Origin of the sequence: Streptomyces sp. SLBN-118 (assembly GCF_006715635.1) — a bacterium.
Taxonomy (GTDB): Bacteria; Actinomycetota; Actinomycetes; order Streptomycetales; family Streptomycetaceae; genus Streptomyces.
In genome coordinates this window covers 3,528,265-3,546,602 of the sequence record NZ_VFNP01000002.1, presented here as the reverse complement: position 1 = coordinate 3,546,602, position 18,338 = coordinate 3,528,265, and the positions used below count along the sequence as shown (strand labels likewise).

The following is an 18,338-nucleotide window of genomic DNA, read 5'->3' as shown; positions in this document are numbered from 1 at the left end:
CCGCACCGGCCGCCCTCACTGCGCCTACGCCGCCCGGAAGCGCCGCAGGCGCAGTGAGTTGCCCACCACGAAGACCGAAGAGAAGGCCATCGCCGCGCCCGCGATCATCGGGTTGAGCAGGCCCGCGGCGGCAAGCGGAAGGGCCGCGACGTTGTAGGCGAAGGCCCAGAAGAGGTTCGAGCGGATCGTGCCGAGCGTCCTGCGGGAGAGCCGGATTGCGTCGGCGGCGGCACGCAGGTCGCCCCGTACGAGCGTGAGGTCTCCGGCCTCCATGGCGGCGTCCGTGCCCGTGCCCATGGCGAGGCCAAGGTCCGCCTGGGCGAGCGCGGCGGCGTCATTGACACCGTCGCCGACCATCGCCACCGAACGGCCCTCGGCCTGGAGGCGCTTGACGACGGCGACCTTGTCCTCGGGCAGCACCTCGGCGATGACCTCACCGATGCCCACCTCGGCCGCGACGGACTCGGCGACCGCCCTGTTGTCACCGGTCAGCAGGATCGGGGTGAGGCCGAGTCCGCGCAGGCGGGTCACGGCTTCGGCGCTGGTGGGCTTCACGGCGTCCGCGATCTCCAGTACGGCGCGGGCCTCGCCGTCCCAGGCGACGGCGACGGCGGTACGGCCCGCGGCCTCGGCGCCTGCCCTCGCCCGCTCCAGGGCGGCGGGGAGGCGGACCTCCCGCTGGTCGAGCAGCTGGGTGCGGCCGACGAGCACGGCCCGGCCCTCGACGATGCCCTGGACACCGAGGCCGGGGATGTTCGCGAAGTCCTCGGGTGTGGGGAGCGCGCCCGTCTTGTTCAGGGCCGCGTCGGCGACGGCACGCGCGATCGGATGCTCGGACGCGTGCTCCAGCGCACCTGCCAGGCGCAGCACTTCGGCCTCGTCGTGGCTGGTGTGCACCGCGAGGAGGGTCATCCGTCCGGTGGTGACCGTGCCCGTCTTGTCCAGCACGATCGTGTCGACGCGGCGGGTGGACTCCAGGACCTCGGGACCCTTGATGAGAATGCCGAGCTGGGCGCCGCGGCCCGTACCGACCATCAGCGCCGTGGGTGTGGCCAGTCCGAGCGCGCACGGGCAGGCGATGATCAGCACGGCGACGGCGGCGGTGAACGCGGCGGCCGGCCCGGCGCCGCTGCCCAGCCAGAAGCCGAGGGTGGCCATGGCGAGAGCGATCACGACGGGCACGAACACCGCGGAGATCCTGTCGGCGAGGCGCTGGGCCGCGGCCTTTCCGTTCTGCGCGTCCTGGACGAGCCTGGCCATCCTGGCCAGCTGGGTGTCGGCGCCGACACGGGTGGCCTCGACGACGAGGCGACCGCCCGCGTTGAGCGTGGCGCCGGTGACGGTGTCGCCGGTGGAGACCTCCACCGGTACGGACTCGCCGGTGAGCATGGAGGCGTCCACGGCGGAGGCGCCTTCGACGACGGTACCGTCGGTGGCGATCTTCTCGCCGGGACGTACGAGGAAGCGGTCACCGACCTTCAACTCGGCGGTGGGGAGAGTGACTTCACCTCCGCCGCGCAGGACGGTGACCTCTTTGGCGCCGAGTTCGAGCAGGGCCTTCAGAGCGGCGCCGGCCTTGCGCTTGGAGCGGGCCTCGAAATACCGCCCGGCCAGGATGAAAGCCGTGACTCCGGCGGCGGCCTCCAGATAGATGTTCCCGGCGCCGTCGCTGCGGGAGATCGTCAGCTCGAAGGGGTGGACCATGCCGGGCATCCCGGCCGTCCCGAAGAACAGCGCCCACACGGACCACAGGAACGCGGCCGACGTGCCGAGGGATATCAGGGTGTCCATCGTCGCCGCACCGTGCCGGGCGTTGGTGAGCGCGGCGCGGTGGAAGGGCCAGGCGGCGTAGGTGACGACGGGGGCGGCAAGGGTGAGGGAGAGCCACTGCCAGTACTCGAACTGGAGGGCGGGGACCATCGCCATGGCGATCACGGGTGCGGCGAGGACGACGGCGGTGGTGAGGCGCTCGCGGAGGGTGCGGAGCTCCTCGTCCTCGTCCTCGTCCGCGGGCCGGGGGGTGGCCCGCGCCGGTTCGGTGGCGGTGTAGCCGGTCGCTTCGACCGTGGCGATCAGGTCGTCCACGGAGACGTCGGGGCCGTGGAAGCGGACTTTTGCCTTCTCCGTGGCGTAATTCACGGTCGCCTCGACGCCGTCCATGCGGTTCAGCTTCTTCTCGATACGTGCTGCGCAGGAGGCGCACGTCATGCCGCCGATGGTGAGTTCGACGTCGGTGGTGGTGGTGGCGGCGGTGGGTGGCACGCGGTTCCTCCTGCATTGGATTATACCCCTGGGGGGTATTTACCTCGCCTCATGTATACGCCTCGGCTGCATGAGGCGCAAGGTTCAGCCCGGTGCGTCCGGTTCGAGTGGCTGCTTGTGCGGTGCATGCGCATTAGGCTGCAATATTGGACTAGACCTGTATGAGGAAATGGGGTTCCATGAGCAACCGTGCAGTCCTGGAGGTGATCGCTCTTGACGCGGAGGACGCGGTCGCGGCCCAGTCGGGAGGGGCGGACCGGCTGGAGCTGGTCACCGACATGGCGGCGGACGGGCTGACACCGTCCAGGGAGACCTTCGCGAGCATCCGCGCGGCCGTGGACATCCCGCTGCGCGTGATGCTGCGCCTCGCGGACGGTTTCGAGGCGGGCGACGTCGACGCGCTCGTACGCGCCGCGCGGGGGCTGCGGGCGGAAGGCGCCGACGAATTCGTCTTCGGCTTCCTTGACGAGGACGGCATGCCCGACCTGGTGACGGTCGAACGGCTTCTCGCCGAACTCGACTGCTGCCGCTGGACGTTCCACCGGGCGATCGACCGCGCGGCGGACCGTGATGCACTCCGCAAGCAGCTCGCGGACCTGCCGGGCCTGGACACGTACCTCACCGCGGGCTCGGCGTCGGGCGTCGACGACGGCCTGCCGACGCTGCTCACGGAGGCGGCGAGGCGCGGCGAGCCGGGCTACGAACCCCGGATCCTGGTGGGCGGCGGCCTGCACCTGGACCACGTGCCGGTGCTGCGGCGGTCGGGGGTGGACGCGTTCCACATCGGGGGTGCGGCGAGGCCGGAAGGGTGGTCGGCGCCGGTCGACCCGGGCGCGGTGGCGGGATGGAGGTCGGCGCTGGACGCGTAGGGGTGCGGGTGCCCCTGCGGCGGGCCTGTTCCCCACCCCGCCCCTTCCCGTAACCGGGGCTCTGCCCCGGACCCCGCGCCTCAAACGCCGGCGGGGCTGAATGTGCGGCGATTGAGGACACGTGCGAAGCGCGTACGGGGTCTTGGGGCTTGCCCCCAGTTCGGGATGGGGGTACCTCCCACGGCCGCCAGGCCGTAGGGGGAGGGCGGGGCGGGGGAAAAGCCCCGCGCAGCGGACCCGCACCCGCTACCCCAACTCCGTCGGTAACCCCACCGCATGCACCACCGTCAGCCCCGACACCGCCCTCGTCAGCGCCACATACAGCCGGCGCAGGCCCGTGCGTTCGTCCGGCTCGCCGTCGACGACCGCCGACGGCTCGTCGAGGACCACGTAGTCGTACTCCAGGCCCTTCGCCAGCGACGCGGGAACCAGCGTCAGCCGGGACTCCGCCGTCGTCTCCTGGCCCGGTGCAAGGTACGCATGACCCGCGGACGTCAGGGCCGCGGCCAGCGACGGGACCCGTGCGTCCGCCGCGATCAGGCCGATGGAGCCCTCGTGCCGCAGGGACTCCTCGCACGCCGCCACCACCGCCGCGTCCAGGTCCGCCACCTCCACCTCGCGGACCGACAGCGAGCCCGCCGACTCGCGGACCGATGTGACCTCCGCCAGGCCGGGGGACATGTGCGGGAGCAGCCGGGACGCGTAAGCGATGACCTCGCGCGGGACACGGAAGCCCGCCGTCAGTTCCTCCACCGTCGCGTCCGGCTTGCCGAGATGGGTCAGGGCCTCCTGCCAACTGGCCGTCGCCCACGGGGTCGTGCCCTGCGCCAGGTCGCCGAGGACCGTCGCCGAGCCCGTCGTGCAGCGGCGGCCCACCGCGCGGTACTGCATCGGGGACAGGTCCTGCGCCTCGTCGAGTACGACATGGCCCAGTGAGTGCGTGCGGTGCACCAGGTCCGCCGCCTCGTCGATCAGTACCGCGTCCGCCAGGGACCACTTCGCGGCGCGGACGCTGCGGGCGGGCCTGGTCCACAGGATCGTCTTCTGCTCGTCCGCGGTCAGCACACCGTCCGCGTGCGCCGCCAGGAATTCCGGGTCGGACAGCAGCCGCAGCACGAGTTTCGCCGGGTCCACCGGCGGCCAGACCGTCTTGACGGCCGCCTTGACCGCGGAGTTGCGCGCCACAGCGTCCTGCACCCGGTCGTCCGGGGCCTCGCCCGACTGTTCCATGCGGACCAGCACCGCGTGCGCGATGCGCTGCGGCAGCGCATCGCGGGCAGCGCCGTAGCGGATGTCGCGGTCCAGCAACTCCCGTACGATCTCCTCGAGTTCGTACGCCGGGATGCGCCACCGGCGCGAGCCGCGTACGACCATCAGTGGCTCCGTCGGCATCGCGACATGCGAGCGGACGGCCCGCCGGAGCACATCCGCCATCCGCGCATCACCCTTGACGACCGCCGCGTCCGACGGGTCCGTGCCCCGTACCTCCACATGCGTGACCAGGTCGTCGACCGTGGCCTGCTTGACCTCCAACTCGCCCAGCGCCGGAAGGACTTGCTCGATGTAGTGCAGGAAGGAACGGTTCGGCCCGATGACCAGCGTCCCCGTCTTCGCCAGCCGCTCGCGGTGCGCGTACAGCAGATAGGCGACCCGGTGCAGTCCCACCGCTGTCTTCCCGGTGCCGGGGCCGCCCTGCACGCACACCGTGCCGCCGAGCCCGGACCGTACGATCTCGTCCTGCTCCGGCTGGATCGTGGCGACGATGTCCCGCATCGGGCCCACGCGCGGCCGCTCGATCTCCGCCTGAAGCAGTCTGCTGGTGCGTTCCTGCTCGTCCGGATCGGTCAGGTGCTCGTCCTCGTACGCCGTGAGTTCGCCGCCTGTGTACCCGAAGCGCCGTCGCAGGCCGATGTCCTGCGGGTCCTTTCTGGACGCCCGGTAGAACGGCTGAGACACGGGCGCGCGCCAGTCGATGACCATCGGGTCGCCGTCCGCGTCGTGGACGTGGCGGCGGCCGATGTAGAAGCGTTCTCCCTGTGCGCCCTCGGCCAGCGCCGCGCCGACGACGTGCAGATAGTCGAGGCGGCCGAAGAAGAGCGGCGTGTGGGAGAGGTCGGCGAGTGCCTTGATGCGGTCCTCGATCTGGCGCTCGAGGACGGCGGCGTTGACCCAGTTCGCGGTGACGTCGCGGATGTCGAGGGCCTGGACGTCCTCGCGCATCGCGCGCAACGCGGCGCGGGACGCGGTGAGATGGGCTCTCTCGCGGGCGAGGGGGTCGGTGTCGGGTGCGTGCGCGGGCACGGGTCTGCCTCCGGGCGGATGCTGCGTGGATCACGACGTGCGGATCACGGCATGGTGGATCACGAGGTGGTGGATCACGACATGGCGGACCGGCCGGTTTCCGTCCGGGCGGCGGCGCTCCTGCGAGGGAGGCGGGGAAGACGGGGATTTTAGTCGGGCCGCGGTCAGGGAGCGAATGGTTTTCCCGCTCGCCGAGCCGCTCCGCGAGTCGGGCCCCGAGTCGGGCCCCGAGTCGGGCCCCGCCCGGGGTGGAGGCCGCGCGTCCTCCCCGTAGGGGACGGCGTATGCCTGGAGTCGTACACGGGCGACCGCACGGTTCAGACCGCAGATCGATGCCATTCGCCGGCCGGAAATCCATCATGGAGTTATGAGCACAGCAACCTTCACCCCAGGCGCCCACATCCCCCATCCAAGCCACGGCGCAACCGCCACCGGCTCCACCCAGCACTCCCCACACCGCCTCGGCAACGCGCTGCGCGTGATCAAGGTCTATGCCCAGGCCGTCTTCAGCGTCGCCGTCCTCGGCGAGTACGCGGAGGAGGCAGGCGTCCGCCGCCGCTGACCCTGCCGTCCCCGACCCCCTAGTAGGGTCGCGCCCGTGAAGTTCCGGAACGTGACCATCTGTTCACTCGCCGCAGTCAATCTGGCCCTCTTCCGGTTCGCCAGGCACCGCGCGCGGTCGCCGGTCGTGCTCATCGCCCTCGCCGCCGGCCTCTGGCTCGAACCGGGCCCCCAGACGTATCTGCTGCTCCCCTGTCTGCTGATCACCACCCGGGTACGGGCGCCGTTCCGGCTGGTGAGCCCGGCCCTTCGACCAGGGGGTGCCTTTCGGATCCTGCCGGGCTCGCGTGCCCTCGCACGGCACCTCGCTGCGTTGTCGTCAGTCGCCTACGCTCCGCGTGGGCTCCATCCTCCGCCTTGCGATGCACCGCACCAGACCCCGCTCGCTGATCCGGCCCGATCCAAAAGGCACCCCCTAGCCCAGCAGCTCGTCCGCGTCCACGATCCGGTACGCGTACCCCTGCTCCGCCAGGAAGCGCTGACGGTGCGCGGCGAAGTCCTGGTCGATCGTGTCCCGTGCGACCACCGAGTAGAAGTGGGCCTGGTGCCCGTCCGCCTTGGGGCGAAGCACCCGGCCGAGCCGCTGGGCCTCCTCCTGTCGGGAGCCGAAGGTGCCCGACACCTGGATGGCGACGGTCGCCTCCGGCAGGTCGATCGAGAAGTTCGCGACCTTGGAGACGACCAGCACGGAGATCTCGCCCTGCCGGAACGCCTCGAAGAGCAACTCGCGCTGCGCGTTGGACGTCTCGCCCTTGATGACCGGCGCGTTCAGATGCTCACCCAGCTCGTCGAGCTGGTCGATGTACTGGCCGATGACGAGGATCTGCTGGCCGGCGAACCGCTGGACCAGCGCCTCCGTCACCTTCCGCTTGGTCGCGGTGGTGGCGCAGAAGCGGTACTTCTCCTCCGTCTCGGCCGTGGCGTACGCGAGCCGCTCGGAGTCGGTGAGGTTGACCCGGACCTCGACACAGTCCGCGGGCGCGATGTAGCCCTGCGACTCGATCTCCTTCCACGGCGCGTCGAAACGCTTCGGCCCGATCAGCGAGAAGACGTCCGACTCGCGCCCGTCCTCCCGTACGAGCGTGGCGGTCAGGCCGAGCCGCCGCCGTGCCTGGAGGTCCGCCGTGAACTTGAAGACCGGGGCGGGCAGCAGATGCACCTCGTCGTAGAGGATCAGCCCCCAGTCACGGGAGTCGAAGAGCTCCAGGTGGGGATAGATCCCCTTCCGCTTCGTCGTCAGCACCTGGTACGTCGCGATGGTGACGGGACGGATCTCCTTCTTCGTACCGCTGTACTCACCGATCTCGTCCTCGGTCAGTGACGTCCGCTTCACCAGCTCGTGCTTCCACTGCCGGGCGGAGACGGTGTTGGTGACCAGGATCAGGGTGGTCGCCTGGGCCTGCGCCATCGCACCGGCGCCGACGAGCGTCTTGCCCGCGCCGCAGGGCAGCACCACCACGCCCGAACCGCCGTGCCAGAAGCCCTCGACGGCCTGCTTCTGGTACGGCCGCAGCGCCCAGCCGGTCTCGTCCAGTTCGATACGGTGCGCCTCGCCGTCGACGTAACCGGCGAGGTCCTCGGCGGGCCAGCCCAGCTTCAGCAGTGTCTGCTTGATCTGCCCGCGCTCGGAGGGGTGCACGACCACGGTCTCCGAGTCGATCCGCGTGCCGACCAGCGGCTGGACCTTCTTGGACCGGAGGATCTCCTCCAGGACGGGCCGGTCGGTGGTGGTCAGCACGAGTCCGTGGGTGGGGTGCTTGGAGAGCGTGAGCCGGCCGTAGCGGGCCATCGTCTCGGCGACATCCACGAGGAGGGCGTGCGGGACGGGGTAGCGGGAGTACGCCACGAGCGCGTCGACGACCTGCTCGGCGTCGTGCCCGGCGGCCCGGGCGTTCCACAGGCCGAGCGGGGTGACCCGGTAGGTGTGGATGTGCTCGGGGGCGCGCTCCAGCTCCGCGAACGGCGCGATGGCGCGACGGCATTCGTCCGCCAGCTCGTGGTCGACTTCGAGGAGAAGTGTTTTGTCGCTTTGAACGATGAGGGGTCCGTTCACACCTGCGCCCTTTCGGTGAGGCCAAACGTCCAGTGTGCCGTACGCGGCCGCGGGAGTGCCTCCCCCCGAGGTGCCGGGGGAGCGAACCCGGCGGCGCGCGGCCGGGCAGGCCCCCCAGGCCCCCTCAGGCCGGGTCGTCGGCGAGTTCGGCGACTCCGGTGATGCGGTGCAGCGGGTAGGTGCGGACCTCGTCCGCCGTGTGGTCGTACGCCGTGACGAAGCCGCCCTCCACCCGCACCGGCGCGATCACTCGCTGGCTGGCCGCGCCGTCCGCGTTGACGTAGCCGATCCAGATGGCCGCGCCCGTCATCGCCGCAGCCTGGACGGTGGCCAGGGTCTCGGCGGAGGTGGTGCGCGGGAGTTCCCCGTTCTTCGCGGGCTCCGGGACGGGCTTGCGTTCCACCGTGGCCGCGAGGTCGCCCGCGCGGATCGCCTTCACCGCCGCGCCGAGCAGCGTGGTGTCGGGCACGGGCGGGCCGTCCGGGACGGGGGCGGGCGGAGTGCGCGGCGGGGTGCGGCGGGCGTGGGCGCGGGTGATCAGGACGTCGCCCTCGGCGGACTCGGCGGCGGGTGCGTACCCCATGGTCCGCAGGCCGTCGAGCAGAGTCGCGGGGTCGGCCTGGGCGGCAAGGACGGTGGGTGCGAGGCGGCGCAGCCGCAGGCCCTGGGAACGCTTGTCGGCGAGGATCTCGCCGAGCAGCGCGTCGTCGTCGCAGCGTACGTAGGCGGATGCGGCGCCGATCCGCAGATGGCCGTGGCGGCGGGCGACGTCGTCGATGAGGTAGCTGAGCGGCTGCGGCACGGGCGTTCGGGAGTGTGTTCCCAGGAAGGCGTGCAGGTCGGACGCGGATCGCCCGGCGTCGAGCGCGCGGCGTACGGAGGCCGGGGTGAAGCGGTAGACGGTCGCCCCGCCCTTGGACTCGACATCGGCGAGTACGGAGAGGGTCTCGGCGAGCGGCCGCTGAAGGGGGCCGGGCGCGACCGCGGTGAGGTCGGCCTGGAGGAGTACGTGGTCGAGCGGCTCGGGCAGGAGCGGCGCGAGTGCGGCTGCGGCATCGGCGGCGAGCGCTTCGGCCAGGGCGTGTCTCGCGGCTCCCGCTGAGCCCGGAGCGTCCGTTGCGGCGGCCGGGGCTGGGGCCGAGGCAGGAGGGAGCAGGGCCCGGCCGTGTGCCGACAGGGCGCCGCGGCCCGTGATGCCCAGGATTTCCGCCTCGTTCAGTGTCCAGGCAGCGATGCGGGAGCGCAGATCGGTGGGGCCCACCGCTGCGGCGTTGCGTGCCGCGTTGGTGTCCGGGTCCGCCGCCCCGCCGCGCAGCGGGCGTTCCCAGCGCAGGCGGGCGAGGACGGACTCCGGGTCGGGGGCCGTGCCCGCCGGGAGGGTGGCGAGCAGCTCGAGGACCCGGCGGCGGACCTCGGCCGCGGGGGAGCGGTCGAGGTCGGGGCCGAGGGCGGAGAGGGTGCGGCCTTTGGCGTCCTGGCCGCCGATCAGGCCCGCCGTGCGGGTCGCGGTCAGCCACGCCGTGGCGAGCAGTGCCCAGCGTCCGGCCGCGGGGAGGGTGAGCCAGTCGTCGTACGCGGGCGTCGGCGCGTATCGCTCGTCCGCCTCGCCGTCCGATGCCAACAGCCCTGCCGCATATGTGAGTTCGAGCCAGAACCCGGCCATCTGCTCGTTCGTGTCCAGCGCGGCGGCGGTGCGTTTGAGGTCACGTACGGACAGGCCGCCGGACCGCAGCACCGCGGGCCCGCCCTCGTGCCAGTCCTTCAGCAGGTCCTCGACGGTGGAGAGCGCGGTGAAGGCCTGGCCCGCCGCCGTACTGTCCACAACCTGTGGACGGCCCTGGGTGATCGACGTCGTCGCGGGCCTGACCTCCGGCGGCAGTGGCTCGACCGTTCGGTGGGCGCGGCCCGCCCGCAGATGCAGCGCCGCCTCGCGCGGCAGCACGACCGTGCGCGGCGACGCGGGCAGCAGCAGTCCGCGGTCGCGCAGCCACCGCACGGGCGGGGTCGGGCTGGCCGTCACCTCCCCGTACGGGGGACCCCAGACCAGCCGGTCCAGGACCGTCAGCGCCTCGGGCGGCGCGGTGTCGAGGAGCGCGCCCATCCGGGTCCGGTCGGTGAACAGCGCGACGAGAGCGGCGACCGCGGAGACCGGGTCGTGCGTGGTCGGCAGCCCGGCGGCGGCGAGGATCTCCTGGAGCCGCGTCGGCGACATCCCGGCGGTGGCCTCGGCCACGGTCGGGCCGAGCCCGGTCGGCGAAGGCCGGGTGGGGGAGGGGGCGAGGAGTTCGCGCGCGGTGCGAACCAGCCGGAGCCGGTCGTCACCGCCCCAGACGACGGCCTGCCCGCGCAGGACGTCCACGGCGTGCGGCAGGGCCGCCTCGATGTCCGGGGCACCCTCGTCGCCGCTGAGCAGGCCGAGCAGGGTTTCGTACGGTGCGGGGTCGGGGGCCACGGCCAGTGCCTCGGCGGTCTGCAGCGTGAAGCGGTCGAGCCGCTCCAGTGCCCGTACGACGGAGGCGCGGGTACCGGCCCGCGTGGCGAGCTGCGTCAGATCGCCCGGCACGGGGGTCAGCAGATCGGGGCGGGTGCGCAGCAGCGCGGCCAGCTCCTCGTCGCCGCGGGTGCGCAGGGCCTCGGCCAGAGTGCGCGGACCGCCGCGGCCGGCCGTGCTGCTTCCTTCGGGCATGGTCCCCATCCGCCCCACGTTAGTCCCTGGAGCGCTACCGTCGGGGACAGGGCGGGCCCGGACGACAGGGCGGCCGGGCAGGGAACGTCAGGGGAACGCCGGTGGGGATCGAGAGCGATCAGCTCGTCTACGACTATCTGAGCCGTGTCGGGGATCTGGCTCAGCAGCAGCAACTGCCGTCCGGCACCCGCATGCGGCTGGTGTCGACGCTGCGCAACGAGATCGACCGGCGGCGAGCCAGGTTCGGTTCCGACACCCCCGCGTCGGTACGCCGCATTCTGGGGCGGCTCGGTACGCCGGACGAGGTCGTGGCGGCGGCTTTCGAGGAGAGCGGCGAGAGTGCGCAACGGCCCGCGCCCCGGGCCGAGTCCCCGGCCGCCGTGCCCGAGCAGCGCGCACGACGCCGGATCCCGAGGCCGCGCAGATCCGCCGCTCCCCAGCAGCCCGAGGCTTCCAAGACGTCCGCCGGTGCCTCGCCGCCCCATCTGGCGGGGATGGACGAGCTGGGCCCCTCGGGCAGTGAGCCCGACTGGTGGCGGATCGAGCCCGGGCCGTTCGGCGCGGGCGAGAGCGTCGCGGGGTTCGTCGGTGGGGTGGAGATCCCCGAAATACTGAAACCGCCGCCGTCCAAGGAGGACTTGGAGGCGCAGGCGGCGGCCGAGGACGCGGCCGAGCCCGAGGAGACGTACGAGGACGAGGCGGTGGAGGCCGGGACCGGGCGCCGCCGCTGGCTTCGCCGCCGTACGGAAGCGGCAGGGCAGTCGCCCGCGTTCGCCAACCCGTTCCTCCTGCTCGCCGCCGCTCTCCTGCTCGCGGGCGCGCTCCTCGGCTCGTTCCTTGCCCTCGGCCTCGGCTGGCTTCTCGCCTACGCCTCACGCCGGCTGTCCCGCGCCGAGGCGAAGTGGGCGGTCCTCGGCCTGCCCGGGGCGGTCGTGGCGGGCGGTCTCGTCTGGCTGTGGGGCAGGGTCAACGGGCGCTGGGGCGAACCGATCCCCCAGGACGGGATGCGTGACGCGCTGGCCGGGACCTGGCCCTGGGTCGTGAAGGGGGCTGCGGTCGCCTCAGCCCTCTACCTGGTGTGGCGGGCGCGGCGTAACACCGGCTGAACGAAGCCCCTGCTTCCGCATCGTCCCTGCCCCCACCGGGGGCGATGCGGCCGACTGGGCACAATGGCCCCTATGGCTTCGCACTCGGCAACGCTCCCGCTCACCGTCGGCTTCGACCTCGACATGACCCTCATCGACTCCCGGCCCGGCATCCACGCCGCCTACCTCGCGCTGTCCGCCGAGACCGGCGTGTGGATCGACGCCGACCTGGCCGTGACGAGGCTGGGGCCTCCTCTGGAGGAGGAGCTGGCGCACTGGTTCCCGGGCGAGGACATCCAGCGGATGGGCGACCGCTACCGCGAGATCTACCCCACGTACGCGATCACGCCGACGCTCGCCCTGCCCGGCGCCCGCGAGGCAGTCGCCGCCGTCCAGGAACTCGGCGGCCGGGCGATCGTCGTCACCGCCAAGCACGAGCCGAACGCCAAGCTGCACCTCGACCATCTCAGGATCGCCCCGGACGAGGTCATCGGCTGGCTGTGGGCGGAGGCCAAGGCGGAGGCGCTGCGCGAGCACGGCGCGAGCGTGTATGTCGGAGACCACACCGGGGACATACGGGGCGCGCGGGCGGCGAACGCGCTGTCGGTCGCGGTGCCGACGGGCCCGTGCGACGCGGCGGAGCTCCGCGCGGCCGGCGCGGACGTGATCATTGACGACCTCACCGCGTTCCCGGCCTGGCTGCGCGCGTACAGCCAGAACTAGAGTGCGGATTTGGCTTGTCGCCGCTGCGCCGCGATCGAGCGCAGCACACCCGCCGCCGCGATCAGGAATCCCGCGCCCATCAGCATGCACACCGCGTAGGCGATGGGCGGGAACGGTTCGGTCCCCAGAAACAGTGGGGCCACGGTGATCAGTGTGGCGACGGCACCAACCATGAAGACGATGGCGCCGACGCGCACGAGCCGGTCACCGGGGGCGGGAGGAGTAGCAGTCATCCGGCCAGGGTAGTTCCCCTGCGCGTAGGAACCGTCCGGGTACGTCTTGTCACCAGCCCCTGGACCATTAGCCTTGGGGGTGGCGGGTCAGTCGACCCGCTGTAGTGCTATCCAGAGCCGTTTTTCGGTTCCCAGGTTGGTGCCCAACTTCCGGTGCCCCAGCGCCCCAACGAGTACGAGGACGAGGACAGACGTGCCTACCGGCAAGGTCAAGTGGTTCAACAGCGAGAAGGGCTTCGGCTTTCTCTCCCGCGACGACGGCGGCGACGTCTTCGTTCACTCCTCGGTGCTCCCCGCCGGGGTCGAGTCGCTCAAGCCCGGCCAGCGCGTCGAATTCGGCGTAGTGGCAGGCCAGCGCGGTGACCAGGCGCTTTCGGTGACGGTCCTCGACCCGACCCCGTCCGTGGCGGCGGCGCAGCGGCGCAAGCCCGACGAGCTGGCGTCCATCGTGCAGGACCTGACGACCCTGCTGGAGAACATCACGCCGATGCTGGAGCGCGGCCGGTACCCCGACAAGGTCCACGGCGCGAAGATCGCGGGCCTGCTGCGGGCGGTGGCCGACCAGTTGGACGTATAGAGGCCAAGGGCCTGTCGTCGGGATCAGGCCCTAGACGAAACCGAGCGCATCGCGGCCGAGGGGCGGTACGAGCCCCTCGGCCGCGGCGCGTGTCAGCAGGCCGCGCACCGCCGCATATCCCTCGTCGCCCAGGTCCGCCGTGAACTCATTGACGTAGAGCCCGATGTGCTGGTCGGCCACGGTGGGGTCCATCTCCTGGGCGTGTTCCAGTACGTACGGCAGAGAGACCTCCGGCGTGGCCCAGGCCATACGCACCGAGATGCGGATGGAATCGGCGAGCAGCTTCAGCGTCGCCTCGCCCAGCGACCGCTTGGCGATGATCGCGCCGAGTGGGATGGGCAGCCCGGTCGTGGACTCCCAGTGCTCGCCCATGTCGGCCAGGCAGTGCAGCCCGTAGTTCTGGTAGGTGAACCGCGCCTCGTGGATGACGAGTCCGGCGTCGACTTTGCCTTCCCGCACGGCGGGCATGATCTCGTGGAACGGCATCACGACCACCTCGCCGACCCCTCCGGGCAGGACGTCCGCGGCCCACAGCCGGAACAGCAGATATGCGGTCGAGCGCTCGCTCGGCACGGCGACGGTCCGGCCCGTCAGATCCGTACCGGGCTCCCGGGTGAGGACCAGCGGACCGCAGCCGCGGCCGAGCGCGCCGCCGCAGGGCAGCAGCGCGTAGTCGTCCAGCACCCAGGGCAGAACGGCGTACGACACCTTCAGCACGTCGAACTCACCGCGCTCAGCCATCGCGTTGGTGATGTCGATGTCCGCGAAACTCACCTCGACGGCGGGCGCACCGGGGACCCGGCCGTGCGCGAGGGCGTCGAAGACGAAGGTGTCGTTCGGGCACGGCGAGTACGCGATCTGCAAGGTCACGGCGTTTCCTCGAGGACGGGGGCGAGCAGCTGGAAGGCGTACCGCAGTGAGTCCAGCGCCTGGCCGATGCGCCAGGCCGCACGGTCGCGCGGCCCGACGGGGTTGGAGATCGCGCGGATCTCCAGGACCGGTACGGAGTGGGCCGCGGCGGCCTCCGCCACTCCGAAGCCCTCCATCGCCTCGGCGGCGGCCCGTGGGTGACGGCCGCTCAGCTCGGCGGCGCGGGCGGCGGTGCCGGTGACGGTGGAGACGGTGAGGACGGGCGCGTACACGGCGTCGAGGGCTTTGGCGACACGCGCGGACAGTTCGGGCGGCGGACGATGGACGCTGCGGCCGAAACCGAGTTCGTCGACGGGCAGAAAGCCGTCGGGGGTGTCGGCGCCGAGATCGGCGGCGATGATCGCGTCGGCGACGACGACGGAGCCCACGGGGGCGTGTGGCTGGAAACCGCCGCCGATTCCGGCGGACACGACGAGGTCGTACGAACCGAGGGCGAGCGCGGTGGCGGCGGTCGCGGCGGCGGCCGCGGGGCCGGCGCCGGCGGTCACCACATCAACGACGGGTGACGTGCCGATACCGGTGAGCCCCTCGGTGACGGAGCCGGCCTCCGCAGCCACCGCGGTCACCACCAGTACGCGCACAGCCCCGCCCTCCGTACGGGAGTCCTCGTCAGGACTCCTTCTCGAACTGGAAGTGCCAGATGCCGATGACCTTCTTGCCGCTGGTCTCCAGGATGCTGACGGCGGTCTTGCTGGTCGGCTCACCGGTCTGCGAGGAGAAGAAGGCGTTGCCCGGGATGGTCCGGTAGCCCTTCTTGTACGGCTCCTGCTCCACGGGCTGGCCGCCGAAGAGCAGCGTCCAGCCGTGGTCGGCGATCTCCGGGTCGACACCCATGCGGACCTTGTCGTCCAGGGCGACCTTGATGGTCTTGGCGGGCTTCTCGGTGAGGCAGCCCTGCAACAGCGATTCCTTGATCGCCTTGCCGTCGTTGTAGCAGGCCGCCTCGGAGTGGACCGAGTCCGTCCCGACCGTCACGGTCGCGAGCGGGGTCGGCTTGTCGCAGGCGGAAAGGACGAGGAGCCCGGCGGAGACGGCACCCAGAGCGGCAGCGGCCCGGCGGCGCTTGCCCGAGAAGAACGCAACGGTCATGTCCCGAGGCTATCGGGCCTGCCTGGCCCCGCCACGCGGGGGTCCACCGCGCGTCGCGCCCGGCGGGTGCGGTGGCGGAACGTGGAACCGCCCCGCCACCGCGTAACCGCACCGCGCTACACCACAGAGGCCTGCGGTCTGTCCCCCCGCCGCGCCGCCCCCAGCAGCCCCCGCGCCGACAACGCCAGGCCCAGCCCGACGATCCCCGCCGCCACCCACATCCCCACCGTCCCGATCAGCGGCAGCGAGATGCCGATCGCGCCTCCCGCCACCCAGGACATCTGGAGCAGCGTCTCGGAGCGTGCGAAGGCCGACGGGCGGACCTGTTCCGGGACGTCCCGCTGGATCAGCGCGTCCAGGGACAGCTTCGACAGCGCCTGGCACAGACCCGCCGTCGCGCCGAGCACGGCCACCATGCCCGCGCCGAAGAAGAGCGCCGCGCTGATCGCGGCCAGCAGCACCAGACACTGCACCGTCGCGATGATCATCTCCGGCCCGCGGGCCTTCAGCCACGCCCCGATCGCCGTGCCCAGCGCGTTGCCCACGCCCGCCGCGACGCCGACTATCCCGAGTGAGACCGCCGGACTCTGCCCGTTCAGCGGATGCTCCCGCAGCAGGAAGGCGAGGAAGAAGATCAGGAAGCCGGACAGCGCGCGGAGGGACGCGTTGGCCTGCAGCCCGTGCAGTACGGACGGCCCGACCGTGCGCAGACTCGGCTTCTTCTCGCCGTGCGTCAGCATGTGCGCCTTGCGCTCGCCCTTCGCCGAGTCGACCTTGTGCGGCATCGTGAACGCCCAGTACGCGCCCAGCAGGAACAGCGCGCACGCCCCGTACAGCGGCCACTGGGGCCCGATCTTCTGCAGCCCGATACCGATCGGCGCCGCGATCCCGGTCGCCAGCAGCCCGGCCAGCGTCACCCGGGAGTTCGCCTTCACCAGCGAGAACATCGGCGGCAGCAGCCGCGGCACGACCGCGCTGCGCACCACTCCGTACGCCTTCGATGCGACGAGCACGCCCAGCGCGGCCGGATACAGCTGCAGGCCGCCCGTCTCCACCGCCCCGGACATCGTCACGGCGAGCAGCGCACGGGCCAGCATCGAGGCCGCCATGGCCGCTCGGCGGCCGTGCGGGATGCGGTCCAGAAGTGGTCCGATGACGGGGGCCAGCAGGGTGAAGGGCAGCATCGTGACGGCGAGGTAGAGCGCGACGCGGCCGCGTGCCTGGTCCGTCGGTACGGAGAAGAAAACCGTCGACGCGAGGGCGACGGTGATCATGACATCTCCCGCGCCGTTCACGGCGTGGAGTTCGATCAGTTTGCCGAGGCCCGACTCGCCCGCGCCGTGCGCGTGCGTCGCCTTGCGGATGCCGCGCGCCGTGCCCGTGAAGGGGAAGTGCAGGGCACGTCCGACCGCCCGGCCTGCTCTTCTGAGCTGCCCGGCTCCTTCGGACGACCTCACGGCTGCCACCCCGTCATAGTGCCCCAAGCCCCGCTCGGGCGAACCGTGATGCCGTGTTGTTAGCCCCTTGTTGGGGCGGGCAGGTGGGCGGCGGGCGGCGGAGGGGGTAGCGTGCGTAGCGCGCCACCGGCGGTTGTTCTCGGCCGCGCGCCTCTTCGGCATCCCGCAGAATGGATGACGGTAGGTGTGCCCGAGACACGGTTGGTCTGGGCGCGGACGTCGATGCGGCCCCCTGGTCCGCTCCGCCCGCGGCCCGTACCTCGCGAATCGGCCGGCGCACCCGTGATACGGCGTAGGAGAGAAGCGAGACCTGTGAGTGCTGCGACGACGCGAAGCCGTACCCCCGACCGTCTGTGCGCCGAGGCGGTAGACCTCGCCCGGGCGGCGGCCGAGGAGGCCGCGGCCCCGGGGGTGGTCGGCGAGCATGTGTCTCTCGCCTCGGAAGGAGACCGCGTCGTCACGCACTTCTTCGAGTGCAAGGAGGCCGGCTACCGGGGCTGGCGCTGGGCGGTGACCGTCGCCCGGGCTTCCCGCGCCAAGATCGTCACCCTCGACGAGACCGTCCTGCTGCCCGGACCCGACGCGCTGCTGGCGCCCGAGTGGGTGCCGTGGAGCGAGCGGCTGCGGCCCGGCGACATGGGCCCCGGGGATCTGCTGCCCACCGAGGCGGACGATCTGCGCCTGGAGCCCGGTTTCTCCGGCGAGGACTCGCCGCCGCCGAACTCCGCGGTGTCGGAGGAGATGGCCGAACTGGTCGAGGCGGAGGACGCGGAAGTCACCTCGGGCCCGCCGTCCTCGCTGCCGCTGGCCCCGTCCCGCGGCTCGATCTCGGCGGTCGCCGAGGAGCTCGGCATGCGCCGGGCCAGGGTGCTGTCCCGGTACGGGCTGCACATCGCCGCGGACCGCTGGGACGAGTCCTTCGGCGCGAAGACCCCGATGGCGCAGGCGGCCCCGGCGGCGTGCGTGACGTGCGGATTCCTGGTGCCGATCGCGGGCTCGCTGCGGCAGGCGTTCGGCGTGTGCGCGAACGAGTTCTCACCGGCGGACGGGCGGGTCGTCTCCCTGGCGTACGGCTGCGGAGGGCACTCCGAGGCGGCCGTGATGCCGAAGCCGCCGGTGCCGCCGCCGCCGGTGCTGGACACGATGGGCGCGGACCAGTTCCCGCTGCGCCCGGCACGAGACGGCGGCTCGGTGCCCGAACCGGACGGCGCGTCGGAGGACCTGGGCCACTCCTGACGTTTCCAGCGTCCGTGGTGAGCGTGGGCCAGGGGGCGTTGGTGGTTGATGCTCGGTGGGTGGTTTCGCGGGCGAACCCCCGATTGGCGGCCAACACCGGGTGACCGATGCGGACCCCTCATCGCCGCCGACGCCGAGGAGTCGAGCCCGTAGGGGCCCCGGAACCCGCACCAGACGGCCCCGGCGCACCCCGGGCCGCACTACGAACGCCCGCACCGGTGCACCGCGAAAGCCGCACCGGCGCACCCCGGGCCGCACCGCGAAAGCCGCACCCGC

15 protein-coding genes are annotated in these 18,338 nt (G+C 72.1%); 6 read left to right on the top strand and 9 right to left on the bottom strand.

Annotated elements, in window-relative coordinates:
- Positions 1–24 precede the first annotated feature (24 nt).
- Positions 25–2,262: a cation-translocating P-type ATPase gene (locus FBY35_RS34655; protein ID WP_313904724.1), complete on the bottom strand. Its 2,238-nt coding sequence runs from the start codon at positions 2,260–2,262 to the stop codon at positions 25–27.
- A gap of 179 nt (positions 2,263–2,441) precedes the next feature.
- On the opposite strand from FBY35_RS34655, the gene FBY35_RS34650 reads away from it, so the two are divergent.
- Entirely contained in the window at positions 2,442–3,131 is a 690-nt protein-coding gene (locus tag FBY35_RS34650; RefSeq protein ID WP_142217843.1) for a copper homeostasis protein CutC, read from the top strand.
- 246 nt (positions 3,132–3,377) lie between these two features.
- Here the strand turns inward: FBY35_RS34650 and FBY35_RS34645 are convergent, their stop codons facing one another.
- The gene (locus FBY35_RS34645) at positions 3,378–5,432 is read right to left on the bottom strand and encodes a UvrD-helicase domain-containing protein (protein ID WP_260848917.1); all 2,055 of its coding nucleotides are present in this window, start codon (positions 5,430–5,432) and stop codon (positions 3,378–3,380) included.
- A gap of 367 nt (positions 5,433–5,799) precedes the next feature.
- Between FBY35_RS34645 and FBY35_RS34640 the strand changes: the two genes are divergently transcribed.
- Entirely contained in the window at positions 5,800–5,994 is a 195-nt protein-coding gene (locus FBY35_RS34640; protein WP_142217842.1) for a hypothetical protein, read from the top strand.
- 414 nt (positions 5,995–6,408) lie between these two features.
- On the opposite strand, the gene FBY35_RS34635 is transcribed toward FBY35_RS34640, so the two are convergent.
- Both FBY35_RS34635 and FBY35_RS34630 read right to left on the bottom strand, forming a co-directional pair.
- Positions 6,409–8,046 (bottom strand): DNA repair helicase XPB, encoded by a 1,638-nt coding sequence (locus FBY35_RS34635; RefSeq protein ID WP_142217841.1) that lies wholly within the window; start codon positions 8,044–8,046, stop codon positions 6,409–6,411.
- A gap of 124 nt (positions 8,047–8,170) precedes the next feature.
- Positions 8,171–10,741, bottom strand: a complete 2,571-nt coding sequence (locus FBY35_RS34630; protein WP_399209381.1) for a helicase-associated domain-containing protein — start codon at positions 10,739–10,741, stop codon at positions 8,171–8,173.
- A gap of 92 nt (positions 10,742–10,833) precedes the next feature.
- On the opposite strand from FBY35_RS34630, the gene FBY35_RS34625 reads away from it, so the two are divergent.
- The gene (locus FBY35_RS34625; protein WP_142217840.1) at positions 10,834–11,838 is read left to right on the top strand and encodes a hypothetical protein; all 1,005 of its coding nucleotides are present in this window, start codon (positions 10,834–10,836) and stop codon (positions 11,836–11,838) included.
- Between the two features lie 72 nt (positions 11,839–11,910).
- A complete protein-coding gene (locus FBY35_RS34620; protein WP_142217839.1) occupies positions 11,911–12,540 on the top strand; it encodes an HAD family hydrolase in 630 nt (209 codons plus the stop codon).
- Here the strand turns inward: FBY35_RS34620 and FBY35_RS34615 are convergent.
- Positions 12,537–12,773 (bottom strand): hypothetical protein, encoded by a 237-nt coding sequence (locus FBY35_RS34615; protein WP_142217838.1) that lies wholly within the window; start codon positions 12,771–12,773, stop codon positions 12,537–12,539. The two genes, FBY35_RS34620 and FBY35_RS34615, sit on opposite strands and share 4 nt — an antisense overlap.
- Positions 12,774–12,966: 193 nt before the next feature.
- On the opposite strand from FBY35_RS34615, the gene FBY35_RS37845 reads away from it, so the two are divergent.
- The gene (locus tag FBY35_RS37845) at positions 12,967–13,350 is read left to right on the top strand and encodes a cold-shock protein (protein WP_142217837.1); all 384 of its coding nucleotides are present in this window, start codon (positions 12,967–12,969) and stop codon (positions 13,348–13,350) included.
- 30 nt (positions 13,351–13,380) lie between these two features.
- On the opposite strand, the gene FBY35_RS34605 is transcribed toward FBY35_RS37845, so the two are convergent.
- The 4 genes from FBY35_RS34605 to FBY35_RS34590 form a co-directional block, all read right to left on the bottom strand.
- Positions 13,381–14,220 carry a 1,4-dihydroxy-6-naphthoate synthase gene (locus tag FBY35_RS34605; protein ID WP_142217836.1) on the bottom strand — a complete coding sequence of 280 codons (840 nt, stop codon included), beginning with the start codon at positions 14,218–14,220 and terminating at the stop codon, positions 13,381–13,383.
- Complete coding sequence (locus tag FBY35_RS34600; protein ID WP_142217835.1) at positions 14,217–14,861, bottom strand: futalosine hydrolase; 645 nt, start codon at positions 14,859–14,861, stop codon at positions 14,217–14,219. Before FBY35_RS34600 ends, FBY35_RS34605 begins: the two co-directional genes overlap by 4 nt.
- 28 nt (positions 14,862–14,889) lie before the next feature.
- Complete coding sequence (locus tag FBY35_RS34595) at positions 14,890–15,369, bottom strand: DUF2771 domain-containing protein (RefSeq protein WP_142217834.1); 480 nt, start codon at positions 15,367–15,369, stop codon at positions 14,890–14,892.
- A 116-nt stretch (positions 15,370–15,485) separates the two neighbouring features.
- Positions 15,486–16,835 (bottom strand): MFS transporter, encoded by a 1,350-nt coding sequence (locus FBY35_RS34590; RefSeq protein WP_142217833.1) that lies wholly within the window; start codon positions 16,833–16,835, stop codon positions 15,486–15,488.
- A 303-nt stretch (positions 16,836–17,138) separates the two neighbouring features.
- On the opposite strand from FBY35_RS34590, the gene FBY35_RS34580 reads away from it, so the two are divergent.
- Positions 17,139–18,062 (top strand): DUF3027 domain-containing protein, encoded by a 924-nt coding sequence (locus FBY35_RS34580; RefSeq protein ID WP_142217832.1) that lies wholly within the window; start codon positions 17,139–17,141, stop codon positions 18,060–18,062.
- Positions 18,063–18,338 lie beyond the last annotated feature (276 nt).